The sequence below is a fragment of the Paraburkholderia sp. GAS348 genome (assembly GCF_050434205.1).
Taxonomy (GTDB): domain Bacteria; phylum Pseudomonadota; class Gammaproteobacteria; order Burkholderiales; family Burkholderiaceae; genus Paraburkholderia.
The window spans coordinates 1-17,786 of the sequence record NZ_JBNPVT010000034.1 but is presented as its reverse complement, the minus strand read 5'-3'; the positions used below and the strand labels follow the sequence as shown (position 1 = coordinate 17,786).

The following is a 17,786-nucleotide window of genomic DNA, read 5'->3' as shown; positions in this document are numbered from 1 at the left end:
AGAGGAGAGGTTCGGTTTATGACACTGCCATCGGATACGTCGGCGCTGGGTAACAAGGAAAGGTCCTCGGGCCTGAGAGCCCGCGTCTTCACGCCGACCGCTCTGCAAAAGCTGCTCGCCTTCGGAAGCCTGATCCTCCTGCTGGTCTTTTTCAGCTTCGCGTCTCCCGCGTTCATGCAGATGGACAACATGCTCGGGATTCTGCAGGCGACGGCGGTCAACGGTGTGCTGGCGATCGCCTGCACGTTCGTCATCATCACCGGCGGCATCGATTTGTCCGTCGGCACGTTGATGACCTTTACGGCGGTCATTTGCGGCGTGTTTCTGACCTATTGGCATTTGCCGATGTGGACCGGCGTCGTTGCTGCGATTGGCACGGGCGCGATCTGCGGGACCATTTCGGGAACCCTCACGGCGAAAATGAAAATACCGCCGTTCATTGCCACCCTGGGCATGATGCTGTTGCTGAAGGGACTTTCGCTCGTCGTCTCGGCCGACAAGCCGATCTATTTCAGCGACACCGAAAACTTCTACCGGATCTCGCAGGATTCGCTGATCGGCTATGTGCTGCCGAGCCTGCCCGTTCCGAATGCAGTCCTGATTCTGTTTTTCCTTGCGGTCGTGAGTTCCATCACGCTCAATCGCACGGCGCTCGGCCGCTACACCTTTGCACTCGGCAGCAATGAAGAAGCCGTGCGCCTTTCCGGCGTGAATGTCGATCGGTGGAAGATCGCCATTTACGGCCTGGCCGGGGCCATTTGCGGCGTCGCCGGGCTGCTGATCGCCTCGCGCCTGAATTCGGCCCAGCCGGCGCTAGGCCAAGGTTATGAACTCGAAGCAATCGCGGCCGTGGTCATTGGCGGGACCTCGCTCAGCGGCGGTGCGGGCACGATTCTCGGCACGATCATCGGCGCGTTCATCATGAGCGTGCTGACCAACGGCCTGCGCATCCTGTCCGTTGCTCAGGAATGGCAGATCGTGGTGACCGGCCTCATCATCATTCTCGCGGTCTATGCCGATATTTTGCGGCGCAAGAAGAGCTGACGAAGTCAGACGAAGGCTTACGCCGCGCGCAACAAGATCAAGAAAGGGGAGCGCTCAAGGCTCCCCCAATGGCTGAAGGTAGACGGCCCACTTAGGAGGAGAAACCCCATGTTGAAAAGAAGACTAATCGGTGTCGTGGTCGGCGTTGGCGCGCTCATTGGCGGGACGAGTGTGACGTACGCGCAAGATACCTACATCCCGCTGATCTCGAAGGGCTTCCAGCACCAGTTCTGGCAGGCGGTCAAATCCGGCGCGGAACAGTCGGCCAAGGAGCACAACGTCAGGATCACCTTCGAGGGACCGGAAACCGAGGCCATGGTCGATAAGCAGATCGACATGCTCTCGGCCGCGCTTGCCAAGAAGCCCCAGGCGCTCGGCATTGCCGCGCTCGATAGCAAGGCCGCCATTCCGCTGTTGAAGCGGGCGCAGGCCGCCAAAATACCCGTCATCGCCTTCGACTCCGGCGTCGACAGCGATATTCCGCTGACCACCTGCGCGACCGACAACCTTGCCGCGGCCGCGCTTGCCGCCGACAAGATGGCCGAGGCGATCGGCAATGCAGGTGAGGTCGGCCTGGTCGTGCACGACCAGACGAGCCGCACCGGCATCGATCGCCGCGACGGCTTCCTGAACGAGATGAAAGCGAAGCACCCGAACATCAAGATCGTTTCGGTCCAATATGGCGGCGGCGACCATCTGAAGTCGGCGGAAATCGCCAAGACGATGATCCAGGCCAACCCCAATCTCAAGGGCATTTTCGGCGCGAATGAAGGATCGGCGGAGGGGGCCGCGATCGGCGTCAAGGAATCCGGCAAAAAGCTCGTCCTGATTGGCTACGACTCCGGCAAGGAGCAAAAGGACGACATCAATTCGGGTTTGATGGCCGGTGCCATTACGCAGAACCCGGTCGGCATTGGCAAATGCGTCGTCGACTCCGCGGTGAAGGCGTTGAAGGGCGAGAAGCTGCCCAAGAAAGTCGACACGGGCTTCTACTGGTACGACAAGAGCAATATGAGCGATCCCAAGATCGCCGCCGTGCTCTACGACTGACCGTCGCCGCCAGGCGCGAAGAGAGAGGAGGGGCGCGGCGCTCTCTTTTCTTTTCTCGCCTCGCCTTGCATCGCGAAGAGAGCAGATGGCCGCAAAGAGGCCGGGCGAGCGCGCACGGCCCTCTTTGCGCATAGGCGCAAGCCGATAGCTATCGAAGAAGAGGGTGTTCAGATGCCCACAATCACCAGCTTGTCCGTCCGGGACATTCGGTTCCCGACCTCGCGTTCACTCGACGGCTCCGATGCGATGAACGCCGCGCCGGATTACTCCGCCACCTACGTGACGCTCGAAACCGATTCGCCGAAGGGGCTCAGCGGCCATGGCCTCACCTTCACCATCGGGCGCGGCAACGAGATCTGCGTGACTGCGGTAGAGGCGCTTGCCCCGCTGGTCGTGGGCAAGGCGCTCGAGGATATTGCGGCGAACATGGGCGCTTTCTGGCGCGCGCTGACGTCAGACAGCCAGCTGCGCTGGATCGGCCCGGACAAGGGCGCGATTCATCTGGCGACGGCGGCTGTCGTGAATGCGGCCTGGGACCTGTGGGCCAAAGCGGAAGGCAAGCCGGTGTGGAAGCTGCTCGTCGACATGAGCCCCGAAGAACTCGTGCGTTGTCTCGACTTCCGCTATGTGACGGACGCGCTCACGCCGCAGGAAGCCATCGCGATGCTGCACCGTCATGCAAGGACCCGGGGCGAGCGCGAGAGGGAAATGCTGGCGCACGGCTATCCGGCCTACACGACTTCGGCCGGCTGGCTCGGTTACGACGACGACAAGATTCGCCGGCTCGCGCGTGAAGGCGTCGCGCAGGGCTGGACGCACTTCAAGCAGAAGGTGGGCGGCAATCTCGAAGAGGATATGCGCCGGGCCCGCATCCTGCGCGACGAAATCGGCGAAAACCTGAAGCTGATGATGGATGCGAACCAGGTGTGGGATGTCGATGAAGCGGTCGCGAACATGCGGCGCCTGGCGCAATTCGATCCGTGGTGGATCGAGGAACCCACGAGTCCCGACGACATTCTCGGCCACGCGGCCATTCGCGAGCGGATTCGGCCCATCGGTGTGGCGACGGGCGAGCACTGTCATAACCGGGTCATGTTCAAGCAGTTGCTGCAGGCGCAAGCCATCGACTTCTGCCAGGTCGATAGCTGCCGTTTGGGCGGTCTGAACGAGGTGATCGTCGTGCTGCTGATGGCGGCGAAATTTGGTGTGCCCGTGTGCCCGCACGCGGGCGGCGTCGGCTTGTGCGAGTATGTGCAGCACATTTCGCTGTTCGACTATATCTGCGTGTCGGCTTCGCTGGAAAACCGCGTGCTCGAATACGTGGATCATTTGCATGAGCATTTTGTTGATCCTGTCGTGATTCGAAGCGGGCGTTATATGCCGCCGCAACGTGCCGGTTACAGCATCGAAATGCATGCGGCGTCGCTCGATCAGTATGACTTTCCCGAGGGGCCGGCCTGGCGGGCATGAGGTGGTACGCGTGGGGGGCTTGCCGGCCAGGAAGCGACATTCGACGTGGCCCCCGATAGCCGTCTTTCGCTTGTGCTTACCGCCATTGACCGACCCGTGTCCCGGCGGTTCGTCGCCCCCGCTTCTGGTCAACGTCGGTCCGGATTCGTGTGCGAACCGATTTTAAATCTGTCCATCCGTCATGTTCCCGCTGAAGCTCACGCTATTGCCGGTAGTTGCCGGGCCGATAGCTGCGGGCACGGGCAATCACAGTGCTTTTGAAATCGACTGCCCGAGCAGTAGTATTTCGTCAAACTGGGCGATTAATTCGAAACACAGAAGAAACGCCAACGTATAAGCGGGTCCAGGAAATCTGTAAATCCATCGCAGGATAGGCGCTGCAAAACGCGCTCTAACGGAGTCGCGAGTCATGAAGTAGGCGATGATAATCCCGATCGCCGCCCCCCCGAGTATGTCGGTCGGATAGTGCAAGCCGAGATAGACGCGCGGCAGGCATATGAAGATCGCGGTGTACAGAAGCGCGAGCACGCCGACGCGGCGCCAGATGAGAAAGATTCCTGTCGCGACCGACATCCACAGCATCGCGTGGTCGCTCGGAAAGGAGCTCCAGGTTCGCAGCACCGCCTCTCGCAGACCGGCCGATGGAAAGTGCAGGTGCAACTCGGGGTTATAGATCGGCCGCACCCGAAATGGCAGGTAATGGGCGAGAAGCCTGCCGATTGCGAGCGCCATGAGGCCGCTCGCAATCGTCGCGATGACCATTTCACGCTCCCATTCGACACGCTGACTGGGTTTGAACCATATCCACCACAAAATGGGTACGAGCACGAAGCCCTTAAATGTATATAGGCCCGCGATTACCCTTATCGCGTGGTTAAGCGTGATCGAGTTAAAAGCGATGTGCGTCAGGAAAGTCTGGATTGCCGTATCGAAACTGTTCATTTCGGCACCTCCTCTTGGATTTACAGCTATAAAAATGCCTGGCTTGCGCAAGCTGCCGCCCGTTTTCTCGCAACCCCACGTGAGCCAAGTGTGGCACCCAAAAAATCGGTAAAAAAGTAAAAAAAAGTAAAAAACAGGAGCGGGGAGAGAAAAAATAACCGTTATCAGAAGTGCCGGCGCGACTCACCCGCGGTTGCGCCGATACGCGTCACGGCAGGCAGCCAGCGTCCGTTCGCGACGGAGGCCGAGGCACGCATGGCAGGTACAGCTGCTGAGCTGCGGTTAGTCGACGACAGACGACACGTCGGCGCCAAAGTTGGCGCAGGTGGAACGTGAGCTTGCTATTTTCAGACAATTGCGATCGATCGTTTCGGGCGAGGATGACCATTACTTCAGGGAATAACTATGATTCCGCGCCCGCTGCTACCGCGCAACTACCGCCGGGACTAAATTTGTCGCGACCGGCAGCCAGTCGGGAAGCGCGCCTAGGCAGATTCGATATTTTCAGAATCGAATATGAATGTTTGGGCCGGGACAGAAATCGCGGAAATGGAGAAAAGTAATGAGCACGAAAAATAGGGCTTTGGTTGTGGGAGCGAGTGGACTCATAGGCGTAGCCGCCATTGAATCCTTTCTCTCTGCGGGCTGGGATGTCGTCGGTATTTCGCGGCGTAAGCCGGAACTGCCGAGTGGGCGAGACTTCGCGTTTATCCCGGTGGATTTGCGTGATGAGAGAGCCGCCCGTGAGGCGCTGTCTGCGCTCACAGACATTACGCACGTAGCGTATGCGGCAATTTACGAGAATGCCGATGATCTGGTGAGCGGCTGGTCGAGCGCAGACCAGATCGAAGTGAACAATGCGATGCTGCGCAATGTGATCGAGCCCCTCATTTCAGGGAAATCGGCGCTCAAGCATGTGTCTATCCTGCAGGGAACGAAGGCATACGGCGTCCACCTTCACCCTATCGCTATCCCGGCACGGGAGAGCGACCCGCGCGACAATCACGCGAACTTCTTCTTCGATCAGCAGGACTACGTTCGCGACGCGGCTGCGAAGCACGGTTTCACTTACACCGTGCTGCGCCCTCAACTCGTCACCGGGAAGACACCCGGGGCGCTCAACGTCCTCCCGGCCATCGGTGTGTATGCGGCTATCCGCCGCGAGAAGGGCGAGGCATTCAGCTTTCCCGGCGGCCCGTCGTTCGTCTGGGAAATGGCAGACGCCGATCTGGTCGGCGAGGTGATGGTGTGGGCGGCGCAATCTCCGCAAGCGGCGAACGAGATCTTCAACGTCACCAACGGCGATGTCTTTGAATGGCGAAGTGTGTGGCCCGCAATGGCGGAGACGCTAGGCGTAAAAGTCGGAGGCGATGAGCCTACCAGGGTGGCGCAGTACATTCGCGACAACGCCGACGTCTGGGCGAAGATCGTCGAGAAGTACAACCTTGCGAGTGGTGATCTTCGTTCGTTTGTCGGACAGGGCGATCAACATGCCGACTTTGCGTTTGCATATGGAGCGCCTGCGGGCCCCGTCGCTTTTGTCAGCACCATCAAGCTTCGCAAAGCCGGATTCAACGCTGCGGTCGACACTCGGGACGCATTCTGCGCAGCGCTCCAGTCTTTCATCGACCAGAAGCTTTTGCCGCCAACGCTGCAATGAGGGCGCGCTGGCAAGCAACGCGGTCCACTTTCTACGTTGGTGACGCGCGCGGCTATACGGACTACGAGTTGCCATAGCGTAACGTGTTGTGCAACAGCACCGCGATGTTGCGTGCCGTGGCGGCGACAGCTTTCGCTTTTCCGATGCGGCCCGACAAACGAGTCTCAAATGGTTGTGCGGGCCGCCATTGCAGCCAGAATGACCGGCAGTTGGGCCGGTTTTACAAAATGGTGATCGAAGCCGGCCTTGAGCGATTCGACTCGTTCGGAGGGCGCACACAGTGCGGTCACCGCCAGCAGCAACGGCCAGGGGATGACGTTCATGCGCCGGATTTCTCTCGCCACTGCCCGACCGTCCATATGAGGCATCTGGATATCGAGCATCACCACGTCGGGACACCAGGCGCGGTACGCGCTGAGCGCGCCTACACCGTCTGCAGCCGTGTGGATGGTGTAACCGTAAGCCTCGAAGAACCGCACGTAGGCCTCGACCAGATTCGGGTCGTCGTCCGCGATAAGTAAGCGCTCCGTTTTTGCAGTGGACATTGTGGTCCTATAGGTTGCCCCCTATGTCACGCAATTTAGGGACCCGATAGAATCGAAGCAGCTATTTGCGCGCAATTTAAATTCAGCGCATACGCCATACGAACTTTTTCCCCTTCTTCGAGGGCGAACATGCGATTGGCTGACTTCATCCTGCATGACATGGAAACGATCCTGGCGCAATGGGAGGCGTTTGCCGGCACCCTGCTGCCGGCAGCCGCAAACATGAAATCGCTCGCTCTGCGAGACCATGCGCAACAGATTCTGCAAGCCGTAGCGAAGGATCTGTCGACGGCCCAGACCAGGGAAGCGCAGGCCGAAAAGTCGATGGGACGAGCCCCCGTACTGATCGGAGCGCCGGAGACAGGTGCGCAGACGCACGCCCTTCTGCGGGCGCGGGGCGGGTTCGACATCAATCAATTGGCTGCTGAGTACCGCGCCTTGCGCGCCAGCGTCCTGCGCCTCTGGATAGACGAATGCCAGCCCGAAGCCCCACATCCGGACGATGTCATCCGGTTCAACGAGGCCATCGACCAGGCGCTTGCCGAATCAGTCGGCTATTTCAGCGCGCAAGTAGATCAGGCTCGTAACCTTTTGCTTGGCATGCTCGGGCACGATATGCGCAGCCCACTCCAGACCATCCAGATGACAGCCCAATATCTGGCGGCGCTGAACGCTGGGGAGCAGGTATCGGTAGCCGCATCCCGTTTGATCAGAAGCGGCGCCCGCATGCAGGCCCTTCTGAACGATATGCTTGATTTCAATCGAACCAGGCTCGGTTTGGGTATCAATATCGCACCGACCGCTGCCGACCTCGAAAAACTGCTTGCCGACGAACTCGACCAGTTGCGGGCAGCCCATCCAGATCGTCAGGTTGATCTGGACGTGGAAGGTGACTGTCGGGGTGTTTGGGACGGCCGCCGTCTGCAGCAGTTGCTGGGCAATCTGGTGCTGAATGCGATCAAGTACGGCGCGCCGGACGCGCCGGTGCGGGTGGTAATGACCGGCGAAGAGGGGAGCGTTCGTTTCGAGGTCAGGAACCACGGGCCCGCCATCGATCGATTGACCCTGCATCGGATCTTCGACCCGCTTCAGCGTGGCCTGAATCATAAAGACTCCTATGACGCCGACGGCAATCTGGGGCTCGGACTCTATATCGCGCGCGAGATTGCCAAGGCCCATGGGGGCGAGATCGAGGCGCGCTCCGACGGAACAGAAACCGTGTTCGCTGTGCGCCTGCCGCGCCATCATGCTCGGAGCTTTCCGCCGGACGAGTGCCAACGCGCCGGCGAAACACCGACGTGACGCTTGAAGACGCGTTGAAACGCAGCATTCGATTGATAGCCCACCGCTTCGCCGATCCCGGCGACCGGTTTGGCGGTATGCACAGCATTCGGCCCGCGACGATCATGCCGAAGGACTCGGGCCGTTGTTGTCGAATGTGCCGGCTCGGGCGGCGGGATAATGGGCGCGCCGGTCGTCCGCTTGCCGGCCAGCAGGGCTGCTGTCCGGCAGGCTGGTCACACTGCTTACCACTTATGCCGGAGCCCGATCACCGCTGAGACTTGCGACTTGGTGGTGGACGGGGAAAGCGAATAGATCTGCGCGTACTGCGCGTCACCCGCTGCTTTCTGATAGATGCCGACGAGGAAGAGATCGGTGCGCTTGCTGAGCAGGTAGTCCACGCCGGTATTCACCTGATGCCATTTGGGACTGTTGTTCTGCGGGTGGTATTGCCCGGTGGTGAAGATATACGCGGCGCCAAGAATGAGTTGCGGCGTCACGTAGTCGGTCAGCGAAACCTCAAAATTCTGCAGCGTCAGACGCGACGTGTCGAGATAGTCGAATCGCGCGTTGGTATAGAGCAGTGACAGGTTCGCCGGCCCGAACGCGTAAGCGCCGCCCGCGCCAAACATCCTTTGCTTGCTTACGCCGGCATGGGTCGCCGGATTCGTGATGAACGGCGACGTGAAGCCATAGTCGTTCACCACCGCGCCGTTCGTGTTATTGGCGTCGTTCGGTGTATTGACCTGAAGGAACGCCAGGCCGGCCGACACCGGGCCGTTGCGATATTGCACCGCGGCGCTATAGGCATTGTTGTCGGAGAAACCGCCCGCCTTATTCGAGAAGCCGTAGAGCCCTTCAAACTGAAGACCTTTGTAGTCGATGCTCTTGTACTGGACCGCGTTGTTGATCCGGAACGTGTCGAACACGTTATCGCTGTCGCCAATGTGCGCACCGTAGGCCGCGAACTGACAGGCCGACGAGAAGACGCACAGTGTGACTGCCTCGTCATATTGACGGCCTAGCGTCACCGTCCCGAGGGTATTCGACGACAAGCCGACAAAAGCCTGCCGGCCAAACTCACGGCCGCCTTGCGAGAGTGCGCCAGTCGCCAGGCTGTAGCCGCCTTCCAACGTGAAGATGGCCTTCAGGCCTCCACCCAGATCCTCTATGCCCCTCATTCCCCAGCGAGGCGTCTGCATCGGGCCGCTCGCGAATTGCCACGTGGCATGGCCCTGCTTGTCGGCGCCTTTCTGGTTGTTCGTATAGACGATGCCCGTCGAGATCAGCCCATACAGGGTCACGCTGCTTTGGGCGGACGCCGCCTGACAGAACAGGGCCATTGAGGCAAGAACAACGATGCGTCGAATCATGATTTCCTTGAGTGCTTGTTTTGGGAAAGTGAAAGCGAATTTTTCAACTTGTGTCGTGATTAGGATCGCGAAACAAAATCATTGCGCAGCGAAGGCATTGCGTCTTCGATAACTGTCTCAGCTTTCTCTGGTTAATCGGCGGCGCAGCAATGCGGTCCCGCGTCGAGATTGCTTGCCATTACAACCGCCTTTCGGCAATCGCCTTGCACGCTGAAGCAGATCTGGAGCGATTGCTGGCGATTCTTGCGGAACAAAATTCGCGACGGCTAGCACTGAATTTGACTACCAGTGATCGAATTTTTAGCGCGCCGAGGCCGAACCGGTGCACGAATCACGCACGCTTTTGGGCACTTTGTCAGAAAGCGTGCACGGGCGTGGTGCTCTAATTTTGGCATCGCTCATCTTCAAAATTGATGCTTGCGGGGACACTTTTGGCTCTCAATAATCGTTTGGACCGGCAGCACTGAGCGTTAGACGACCGGCCCCTTGTATCCAGGCAGGACCAACGGAGGAGATGATGTCAGTAATCGAAAATGCCGGACGTCGGCGTTTGCTGCGGATGACACTCGCGGCGGGCGGCATGGCTGCAACGGGTGCACTGCTTTCGGTGCGCGCCTTTGCAGGCGACAGGACAACCGTCAACATGCAACTGGGCTGGATTCCCGGCGGCAACCAGGTCGGCGAGGTGACGGCGAAGCGGCTCGGCTATTACGAGCAGGAAGGAATCGATTTTCACATCCAGCCGGGCGGCCCGAACATCGACGGCGTCGCGATTGTCGCCTCGGGCCGATTCGAGGCCGGTGAGATTTCGTCGAGCCCTTCGATCATGCTTGCGGTCTCGGAAGGCCTGCCGATCAAGTGCATCGCGGTCGGGCTGCAGCAGCATCCTTACAGTTTCTTTTCGCTGAAGAAGAATCCCGTGCGCACGCCGCACGACATGATCGGCAAGCGGATCGGTATCCAGTCGACGGGCATGGTGCTGCTCAAGGCGCTGCTCGCGAAGAACAAAATTCCGGAAAGCCAGGTCAATATCGTGCCGATCGGCGCGGACATGATGCCGCTTCTGAGTGGTCAGGTCGATGCGGTGACCGGCTGGCAAACCAACACCACGGCACTCAAGCCGCTCGGGGCAGATCGCGTCGACCTGCGCCTGTGGGACACCGGCGTGCGCCTTTATGCGCTGCCGTACTACGCGAACACCGCGACACTCAAGGACCATCCCGACACCGTTACGCGTTTCATGCGCGCAACCGCGCGTGGCTGGCTCTACGCGAACGCGCATCGCGACGAAGCTGTCGATCTGCTCATCAAGGAATATCCGAACCTGAACCGCGCCGACGAGCGCGTCGCGATCGATTCGCTGATGGGCTACGCGTTCGATCAGACCACGCAGACCCAGGGCTGGGGCGCGATGGACGCGAAGGTCTGGGAAGAGCAGATCGCGCTGTACGGTCAGCTGGGCCAGTTCCGGGGCAGTCAGCCAAAAGTCGACGACGTGATGACGATGGACGTTCTCAACGCTACCCGTTCCTCTCGCCTCAAGGTGTAATCCATGCATGCTGCCACTATCAATCCGCCGCGCGCGGACGGGGCCGGTTCGTCCGTCGCCGGGATGCAAGACACCCATCTGTCTATTAGCTGCCGCAATATCAACGTGCGCTTTTTCACCGACCGGCGCAGCGTCACCGCGATCGAGGGCTTGAGCCTTGACGTCGCGGCCGGCGAATTCCTCACGCTTCTCGGCCCCTCGGGCTGCGGGAAGTCGACGTTCCTGCGCGTCGTCGCGGACCTCATCAAGCCGAGCCGCGGCGACATCAGCGTGCTCGGTGCGGCGCCCCGTGTCGCCCGGGAGCATCGGGACATCGGCTTCGTGTTTCAGGACGCGGCGCTGCTGCCGTGGCGCACGGCCATCCAGAACGTGCAGTTGCCGCTTGAAGTGGCGGGCGGCAAGGCGCGTGCGGGCCGCGCAACACCGCGTGAACTGCTGGAGCTCGTGGGTCTCAAGGGGCGCGAGGACGCTTACCCGCACGAGATGTCAGGCGGGATGCGCCAGCGTGTCGCGATTGCGCGCGCCCTCGTCAGCGACCCGAAAGTCCTGCTGATGGACGAGCCGTTTGGCGCGCTCGACGAAATCACGCGAGACCGTCTGAACGAAGAATTGCGCCGCGTCTGGAAAGAGATGGGCCTCACGACCCTCTTCGTCACCCATAGCATCTATGAAGCGGCGTTTCTCGGCCAGCGCGTGCTGATGCTGGCCGCCAACCCCGGGCGTGTGAAGGAGATCGTTCCGGTCGGGCTGCCGGAAGATCGAACGCTCGATATCCGCGAGACCCGCGAATTCGTCGAACTCGCTGCCTATCTGCGACGCGTACTGGAGACCTGCTGATGGCCACGTCCGAAATGCAATTGAACCTGTCGTCCCAAGCGGCGGACCCTGAAGCGCAGGCCTGGCTTGCGCGTCGCCGTCAACGCCTATGGCGCGCGCGCTTGCTGCCGGTACTCGGCGTTGCGGGTTTGCTGTTCGCGTGGTGGGCGGTGGTGGCGGGCTTTCATGTGAAGCCGTTTATCGCGCCGTCGCCGCTTCTGGTTCTGGAGACGCTTTTTAGCAAGAGCGATGTGCTGTTGCAGAACCTGGTGCCGACTGCAATCGAGGCATGCGGAGGTTTTCTGCTAGGCAACCTGGCGGCGATCCTGATCGCCACCGTCTTCGTTCACAACAAGACGCTGCAGGACATCTTCTATCCGGTCGCCGTGATGATCAACTCGATTCCGGTGGTCGCGAAGGCGCCGATCCTCGTCCTCATCATGGGTAACGGTCTCGAGCCGAAGATCACGATCGCGGCGATCGTCTGTTTCTTCCCGACGCTCGTGAACATGGTCCGCGGGCTGCAGGCGGTGAACCCGCAGGCGATGGAACTGATGCAGATCCTGTCGGCGAGCAAGCGCGAAATCTTCTTCAAGCTGCGCCTCTACGCTTCGCTGCCGTATCTCTTCTCCGCATTGCGCATTGCCGCGTCGATGTCGGTGATTGGCGCGGTGGTCGGCGAATGGATCGGCGCCACGCAAGGTATCGGCGCAATGATCATTCAGGCGACTTACAGCTTCGATTCGGCCTTGCTGTATACGGCGATCATCATGAGCGCCGTGCTGTCCGGCCTGTTTTTCCTGGTGATCGCGATTGTCGAGCGCCTGGTGGTCAGATGGCAGCCCGAAAGCTCGCATTGAATCGAACACGAAACACCCGAATTCTCAGAGGAGACAGACGAACATGATCAGCGATTGGGTTCAGGAAAATGCGCGCGATGTGCGCGTTGCGGCCAAGGCAAACGTCGTGGTGGTCGGCGGTGGCCCCGCAGGCCTGTCGGCGGCGATTGGGGCCGCGCGTAACGGCGCCGAGGTGATTCTGCTGGAGCGTTACAACCACCTGGGCGGTCTCGCATCCGGCGGCATGGTGCTGGTGCTCGACGACATGTGGGACAGCCACCTGCAGGAAATTTCGGTGCGCGGCGTCTGCATGACCTTCATCGAGCGGATGGCGGCGCGCAAGCTGGCGATGTTCCCGCGCTCGGACGAATGGGGCGAGGATCCCGCGGCGTATCGCAAGTGGGGGCGCTGGGGCACTTTCGACTTTCACAGCCAGAAGACGCCCCACCCGGTGTGTTTCGCCGCAGCGTTCGATCCGGACGCGATGAAGCGCGTCGCGCTGGAGATGGTGGAGTCGCTGGGCATCAAGTTGCGTCTGCATTCATGGTTCTCGCGCACGCTGGTCGAAGACGGTCAGGTGAAGGGCGTGATCTGCGAGACGAAGAGCGGCCGTGAAGCGATCCTCGCCGACGTGGTGATCGATGCGACGGGGGATCTGGATGTCGCGGCATCGGCAGGCGTGCCGCATGTCGGGGGCACCTATATCACGACGACCGTGTTCCGACTCGGCGGCGTCGATACGGAGGCGGCCGAGCGTTTCGAAGCCGAAGAACCCGAGGCGTTTGCGGCACTGGATCGTCAGATCAAGCGCATTCTCGGCGGCTCGTGGGGCTACTGGTGGTTGAAGACACCGTTGCCCGGTGTGGTGTGGTGCAACTGCCCGCACATGGCCGGTCTCGATGGTCTCAAGCCTGAGGACCTGACACGCGCGGAAGTGCAGGGACGGCAGCACATTCACGCGGTGGTCGATTTCGTGCGCGAGAAGCTGCCAGGCTTCGAGCAGTGTTACGTGATCGATGTCGCGCCGCAAACCGGCGTGCGCCAGACGCGCCTGCTCGAAGGCGAATATGTGATGACCAAGGATGACCTCGCGCAGCGTACCCGTTTCGACGACAGCATCGCGCGTGGCCGTGACTACTACATGCCGTATCGCGTGCTCCTGCCGAAGCAGATCGACAACCTGCTGGTCGCCGGCCGCCACTATTCGGCGACCTCGCAGGCGCAGAAGATGTCGCGCGAAATCCCGCCTTGCATGGCGATGGGCGAAGCCGCCGGTGTGGCTGCCGCGCTGGCACTCGGTGCGGGCGTGCGGGTCCGCGATGTCGACGTCCACGCGCTGCAGAAGACCTTGCGCGCACAAGGCGCCGATCCGGGCGACCAGAGCGGCCGCAACGCCGACGTGCCGCCGCTTGCCGCGCACATCCAGAAACGGGAGGCCGCATGAGCGTTGCCAACAACGTTGCAAAGACGCATGACCTGCCGCTTGCCGGCGTGCGTGTCGTCGATCTCACGCAGGTGATGATGGGCCCGGTGTGCACGCAGATGCTCGCCGATTACGGCGCCGACGTGATCAAGGTCGAGCGAAAGGGCGCCGGCGACTTGAGCCGCTCGACGTTCGAGCCGGTGGCCGGCGCGGACAATCCGATCTTCTGCAGTCTGAATCGCAACAAGCGCAGTGTGGCACTCGACCTGCGCGACGCGCAGCAGATGGCTGATTTGAAGGCGCTGATCGCGGACGCGGATGTTGTGGTCAGCAATTTCCGCGCGGGCGTGATGGACCGCATGGGTATCGGCTATGAAGACTGCCGCCGATTGAATCCGGGAATCGTCTACGCGGTGGGCACGGGCTTCGGCGAAACCGGACCCTACGCGCACAAGGGAGGCCAGGACGTGCTTGCCCAGGCGATGAGCGGTGTGATGGCGCGCCGCGCGGACGAATCGCTGCCGATTTCCGTGTACCCGACAGCGCTCGCCGACTATTCGGCCGGCATGCACATGGTGCAGGGCATCCTGCTCGCGTTGCTGCATCGCGAACGCACGGGCGAGGGGCAGAAGGTCAACGTGTCGCTCTACAACTCGATGCTCGCGATGCAGATGCAGGAGGCCGCCATGATCATGATGGCCGACTCGGAAGTGAACTGGGCCGCGATGCCGCTCTCGGGGGTCTTCGATACCCAGGATGGTGCGCTGGTGCTCGTGGGTGCGTTCAAGGCAAATCCGCTGCGCGATATCTGCGCGGCGCTGGACATCGAAGACCTGTCGCGCGATGCACGCTTTTGCAATCTCAACCAGCAGTTCGTTCACAAGACCGAATTGCAGCGCATCTTCCGGGAGCGCTTTGCGAGCAACACGCGCGACTTCTGGCTCGCCCGCCTCGAAGAGCAGGACCTGCTGTGTGCACCGGTGCGTGATCTGCGTGAAGCACTCGTCGATCCTCAGACGCTGCATAACCAGCTGATTCTGGAAGGCGAGGGCGAAGGCCAGCCGGTGCGCTTCATCGGCAGCCCGATCGAGCTCTCGCTCGCGCCGGTTGGTTTGCGGCGTGGGCCGCCGCGCCTCGGCCAGCATACCGAAGAGGTCCTGCAGCAATTACGCGGCAAGGTCGCCACGGAGGCTGTATGAGCGTACGTCTTGTCATCGACCGGCACGTTGCCACGGTAACGCTGGCGCGGCCGGAAGCGCTCAACGCCGTGGACCTTGCCACCGAAGCGGAACTGCAACGCGTGTGGACCGAGCTCGAGCATAACCGCGACGTGCGGGTCGTGGTCCTGACCGGGGAGGGCGAGCGCGCGTTCTGCGTCGGCGCGGACCTGAAGAATCCGTCGGTTAGTGGTCTTGAATACTGGGCGGCGCCGCGCCCGGGCGGCTTCGGCGGCATTGCGCTGCGCGAGACGCTGAACGTGCCGGTGATCGCGCGAGTCAACGGCTATGCGCTGGGTGGCGGCTTCGAAATGGTGCTGGGGTGCGATCTGGTGGTCGCCTGCGACGAAGCAAGCTTCGGGCTGCCCGAGGCACTCGTCGGGCGCATGCCGCTTGACGGCGGCATGACCCTGCTGCAACGCCAGATCCCCTATCGTCAGGCGATGGCAATGCTGATGACCGGCCGCCGCGTGTCGGCACGCGAGGGGCTCGACATGGGCCTCGTCAACGAAGTTGTGCCGCGTGCCGAACTGGATGCCGCCGTCGAGCGCTGGGTTCAGGCGCTGCTCGCGTGCGCCCCGCTGTCGCTGCAGGCGATCAAGCAGGTGGTGAGGCGCACGTCCACGCTCTCGCCGGCGGACGCCCAGGCGTTGCGACTGCCTGCCGTGGTGGCCGCGCTGCAATCCGAGGACGCGAATGAAGGCGTGCGCGCGTTCCAGGAGAAGCGCAAGCCGGTTTGGAGCGGACGCTGATGGCCTACGTCATCACTTCGCCCTGCATCGACGTCAAAGACGGTGCGTGCGTGCAATGTTGCCCGGTCGACTGTATCTATGAAGGCGGCCGCACGCTCTACATCCACCCCGAGGAATGCATCAACTGCGGGGTGTGTGTATCAGTGTGTCCGACCGAAGCGATCTTTCACGATGAAGAGCTCCCGCAATCGGAGGCCATGTTCGCCGCCGTGAACCGGGAATTCTTCGGGCCGCAGGCGAGTGCGCTCGGTTCCCCGGGTGGCGCATGTGACGTGGGCAAGGTAGCCTGCGATCATCCCGTGGTCGCGGCCTGGACGGTGCGGCCGATGAACTGAGAAAACACGATGCATGCGAATGTCCTGAAGTATTTTGTCGAAGTGGCGCGGTGCAGTTCGATCCGCAAGGCGGCGCAGAATCTCTATGTCGCGTCGAGCGCGGTCAACCGGCAGATCCTGAAGCTCGAAGCGGAGATGGGGACCGAACTGTTCGACCGGCTGCCGAACGGCATCCGGCTGAACGCGGCCGGCGAGCGCATGCTGCAACACATTCGCGCAACGCTGAACGACTTCCACTTGATGCGCAGCGAACTCGACGATCTGAAGGGCGAGCGGAAGGGGCACGTGTCGGTGACGGCCATGGATTCGCTGTTCGTCGATTTTCTGCCGGCGACCGTCGAGGAGTTTTCGGACGCCTATCCGGCCGTCACCTATTCGATCGCCGCGGTGCCGCCGCACGACGTACCGACGCGGCTTGTCAGCGGTGAGTATGACGTCGGCATTTCGTACATTACGAAGCTGCCCGCCGGTCTCGATGTCGTGAGCGAGGTCTCGTTGCCGCCGGGCGTTGTGATGGCATCGTCGCATCCGTTAGCGAAAACGGAGCGCATCAGCTTCGACGAATGCCGCAGTCATGCATTTCTGAGGCTGGAAGGACGATCGCCGATTCAGGGTGTCGTCACGACCGACTTTCCCGAGTACTGGGAGTCGTTGCAGCCGAGCGTCACCTGTAACTCGACGACACTGCTCAAGCGGCTGATTGCGTCGGGGCGGGGCATTTCATTTTTCTCCAAACTGGCTTTCCTCGACGAACTGGCGCGTGGCGACGTGGTATGGAGACCGCTCGACGACGTGAACGTCAACGCGCTCACCGTCGGCGTCATCACGCCCAATCAGCGCGTGCTGCCTCACGTGACGCTGGAGTTCGTCGAACGTATTGTGCGGCGCCTGAAACACGTCGAACTGGCGCTGCGCGACGTCTGATCGCTGCGTTGCCGCCGATCGCAGTTGATCGTCCTCCAACCCTCAGGAACACAACATGGTCATACCAGGCTATAGCGATACCCGACTTCTGATTAACGGCGAGTGGTGCGACGCCGCCAGCGGCAAAACCCTCGACGTCATCAATCCCGCCACCGGCAAAGCGATCGGCAAGGTGGCTCACGCCGGCATCCCGGATCTGGACCGGGCGCTGGCCGCCGCGCAGAGCGGCTTCGAAGCCTGGCGCAAGATTCCGGTGAACGAACGCGCCACCACCATGCGCAAGGCCGCCGCGCTGGTGCGCGAGCGCGCTTCCGACATCGCCCGCCTGATGACCCTGGAACAGGGCAAGCCGTTCGCCGAGGCCCGCGTCGAAGTGCTGGCCGCGGCGGACATCATCGAGTGGTTCGCCGACGAAGGCCGCCGCGTCTACGGCCGGATCGTGCCGTCGCGCAATCTGGCGGCGCAGCAAACGGTGCTCAAGGAACCGATCGGCCCGGTGGCCGCCTTCACGCCGTGGAATTTCCCGGTCAATCAGGTGGTGCGCAAGCTGAGCGCGGCGCTCGCGT

Annotated in this window: 17 protein-coding genes; 14 read left to right on the top strand and 3 right to left on the bottom strand. The window is 61.5% G+C overall.

The window, feature by feature from the left end; all coding sequences use genetic code 11:
* The first annotated feature begins 18 nt into the window (after positions 1 to 18).
* From P3T22_RS30995 to P3T22_RS30985, 3 genes are all read left to right on the top strand, one after another.
* Positions 19 to 1,044, top strand: coding sequence for an ABC transporter permease (locus tag P3T22_RS30995; RefSeq protein WP_063500081.1), 1,026 nt, complete (start codon positions 19 to 21; stop codon positions 1,042 to 1,044).
* A gap of 108 nt (positions 1,045 to 1,152) precedes the next feature.
* Positions 1,153 to 2,094, top strand: coding sequence for an ABC transporter substrate-binding protein (locus P3T22_RS30990; RefSeq protein WP_063500080.1), 942 nt, complete (start codon positions 1,153 to 1,155; stop codon positions 2,092 to 2,094).
* A gap of 171 nt (positions 2,095 to 2,265) precedes the next feature.
* On the top strand, positions 2,266 to 3,564 hold the full coding sequence (locus tag P3T22_RS30985; protein WP_429327023.1) for an L-fuconate dehydratase: 1,299 nt from the start codon (positions 2,266 to 2,268) through the stop codon (positions 3,562 to 3,564).
* A 246-nt stretch (positions 3,565 to 3,810) separates the two neighbouring features.
* Here P3T22_RS30985 and P3T22_RS30980 read toward each other — a convergent pair whose 3' ends face one another.
* On the bottom strand, positions 3,811 to 4,506 hold the full coding sequence (locus P3T22_RS30980; protein ID WP_063500078.1) for a phosphatase PAP2 family protein: 696 nt from the start codon (positions 4,504 to 4,506) through the stop codon (positions 3,811 to 3,813).
* Between the two features lie 520 nt (positions 4,507 to 5,026).
* Here P3T22_RS30980 and P3T22_RS30975 point away from each other — a divergent pair.
* Positions 5,027 to 6,166, top strand: coding sequence for an SDR family oxidoreductase (locus tag P3T22_RS30975; RefSeq protein WP_429327022.1), 1,140 nt, complete (start codon positions 5,027 to 5,029; stop codon positions 6,164 to 6,166).
* A gap of 164 nt (positions 6,167 to 6,330) precedes the next feature.
* Here the strand turns inward: P3T22_RS30975 and P3T22_RS30970 are convergent, their stop codons facing one another.
* The gene (locus P3T22_RS30970) at positions 6,331 to 6,711 is read right to left on the bottom strand and encodes a response regulator transcription factor (RefSeq protein ID WP_063500076.1); all 381 of its coding nucleotides are present in this window, start codon (positions 6,709 to 6,711) and stop codon (positions 6,331 to 6,333) included.
* 129 nt (positions 6,712 to 6,840) lie between these two features.
* Here P3T22_RS30970 and P3T22_RS30965 point away from each other — a divergent pair, with 129 nt between their 5' ends.
* Positions 6,841 to 8,013, top strand: a complete 1,173-nt coding sequence (locus P3T22_RS30965; protein ID WP_429327021.1) for an ATP-binding protein — start codon at positions 6,841 to 6,843, stop codon at positions 8,011 to 8,013.
* A gap of 224 nt (positions 8,014 to 8,237) precedes the next feature.
* Here P3T22_RS30965 and P3T22_RS30960 read toward each other — a convergent pair whose 3' ends face one another.
* Complete coding sequence (locus P3T22_RS30960; protein WP_429327020.1) at positions 8,238 to 9,365, bottom strand: porin; 1,128 nt, start codon at positions 9,363 to 9,365, stop codon at positions 8,238 to 8,240.
* Positions 9,366 to 9,882: 517 nt separating this feature from the next.
* Between P3T22_RS30960 and P3T22_RS30955 the strand changes: the two genes are divergently transcribed.
* From P3T22_RS30955 to P3T22_RS30915, 9 genes are all read left to right on the top strand, one after another.
* Positions 9,883 to 10,914: an ABC transporter substrate-binding protein gene (locus P3T22_RS30955; protein ID WP_063500073.1), complete on the top strand. Its 1,032-nt coding sequence runs from the start codon at positions 9,883 to 9,885 to the stop codon at positions 10,912 to 10,914.
* A gap of 3 nt (positions 10,915 to 10,917) precedes the next feature.
* Positions 10,918 to 11,751, top strand: coding sequence for an ABC transporter ATP-binding protein (locus P3T22_RS30950; RefSeq protein ID WP_063500072.1), 834 nt, complete (start codon positions 10,918 to 10,920; stop codon positions 11,749 to 11,751).
* Positions 11,751 to 12,590 (top strand): ABC transporter permease, encoded by an 840-nt coding sequence (locus tag P3T22_RS30945; RefSeq protein WP_063500071.1) that lies wholly within the window; start codon positions 11,751 to 11,753, stop codon positions 12,588 to 12,590. The genes P3T22_RS30950 and P3T22_RS30945 overlap by 1 nt, the downstream gene beginning before the upstream one ends.
* A 43-nt stretch (positions 12,591 to 12,633) precedes the next feature.
* Positions 12,634 to 14,013: an FAD-dependent oxidoreductase gene (locus tag P3T22_RS30940; protein ID WP_063500070.1), complete on the top strand. Its 1,380-nt coding sequence runs from the start codon at positions 12,634 to 12,636 to the stop codon at positions 14,011 to 14,013.
* Positions 14,010 to 15,191, top strand: coding sequence for a CaiB/BaiF CoA transferase family protein (locus tag P3T22_RS30935; RefSeq protein ID WP_063500069.1), 1,182 nt, complete (start codon positions 14,010 to 14,012; stop codon positions 15,189 to 15,191). The genes P3T22_RS30940 and P3T22_RS30935 overlap by 4 nt, the downstream gene beginning before the upstream one ends.
* A complete protein-coding gene (locus tag P3T22_RS30930; protein WP_429327019.1) occupies positions 15,188 to 15,961 on the top strand; it encodes an enoyl-CoA hydratase-related protein in 774 nt (257 codons plus the stop codon). Before P3T22_RS30935 ends, P3T22_RS30930 begins: the two co-directional genes overlap by 4 nt.
* Positions 15,961 to 16,296: a ferredoxin gene (fdxA, locus tag P3T22_RS30925; protein ID WP_063500067.1), complete on the top strand. Its 336-nt coding sequence runs from the start codon at positions 15,961 to 15,963 to the stop codon at positions 16,294 to 16,296. Before P3T22_RS30930 ends, fdxA begins: the two co-directional genes overlap by 1 nt.
* 9 nt (positions 16,297 to 16,305) lie before the next feature.
* Positions 16,306 to 17,220, top strand: a complete 915-nt coding sequence (locus P3T22_RS30920) for a LysR family transcriptional regulator (RefSeq protein ID WP_063500066.1) — start codon at positions 16,306 to 16,308, stop codon at positions 17,218 to 17,220.
* Between the two features lie 55 nt (positions 17,221 to 17,275).
* Positions 17,276 to 17,786, top strand: a 511-nt coding sequence (locus P3T22_RS30915) for an aldehyde dehydrogenase family protein (protein ID WP_429327018.1), incomplete at its 3' end; no start/stop codon positions are given.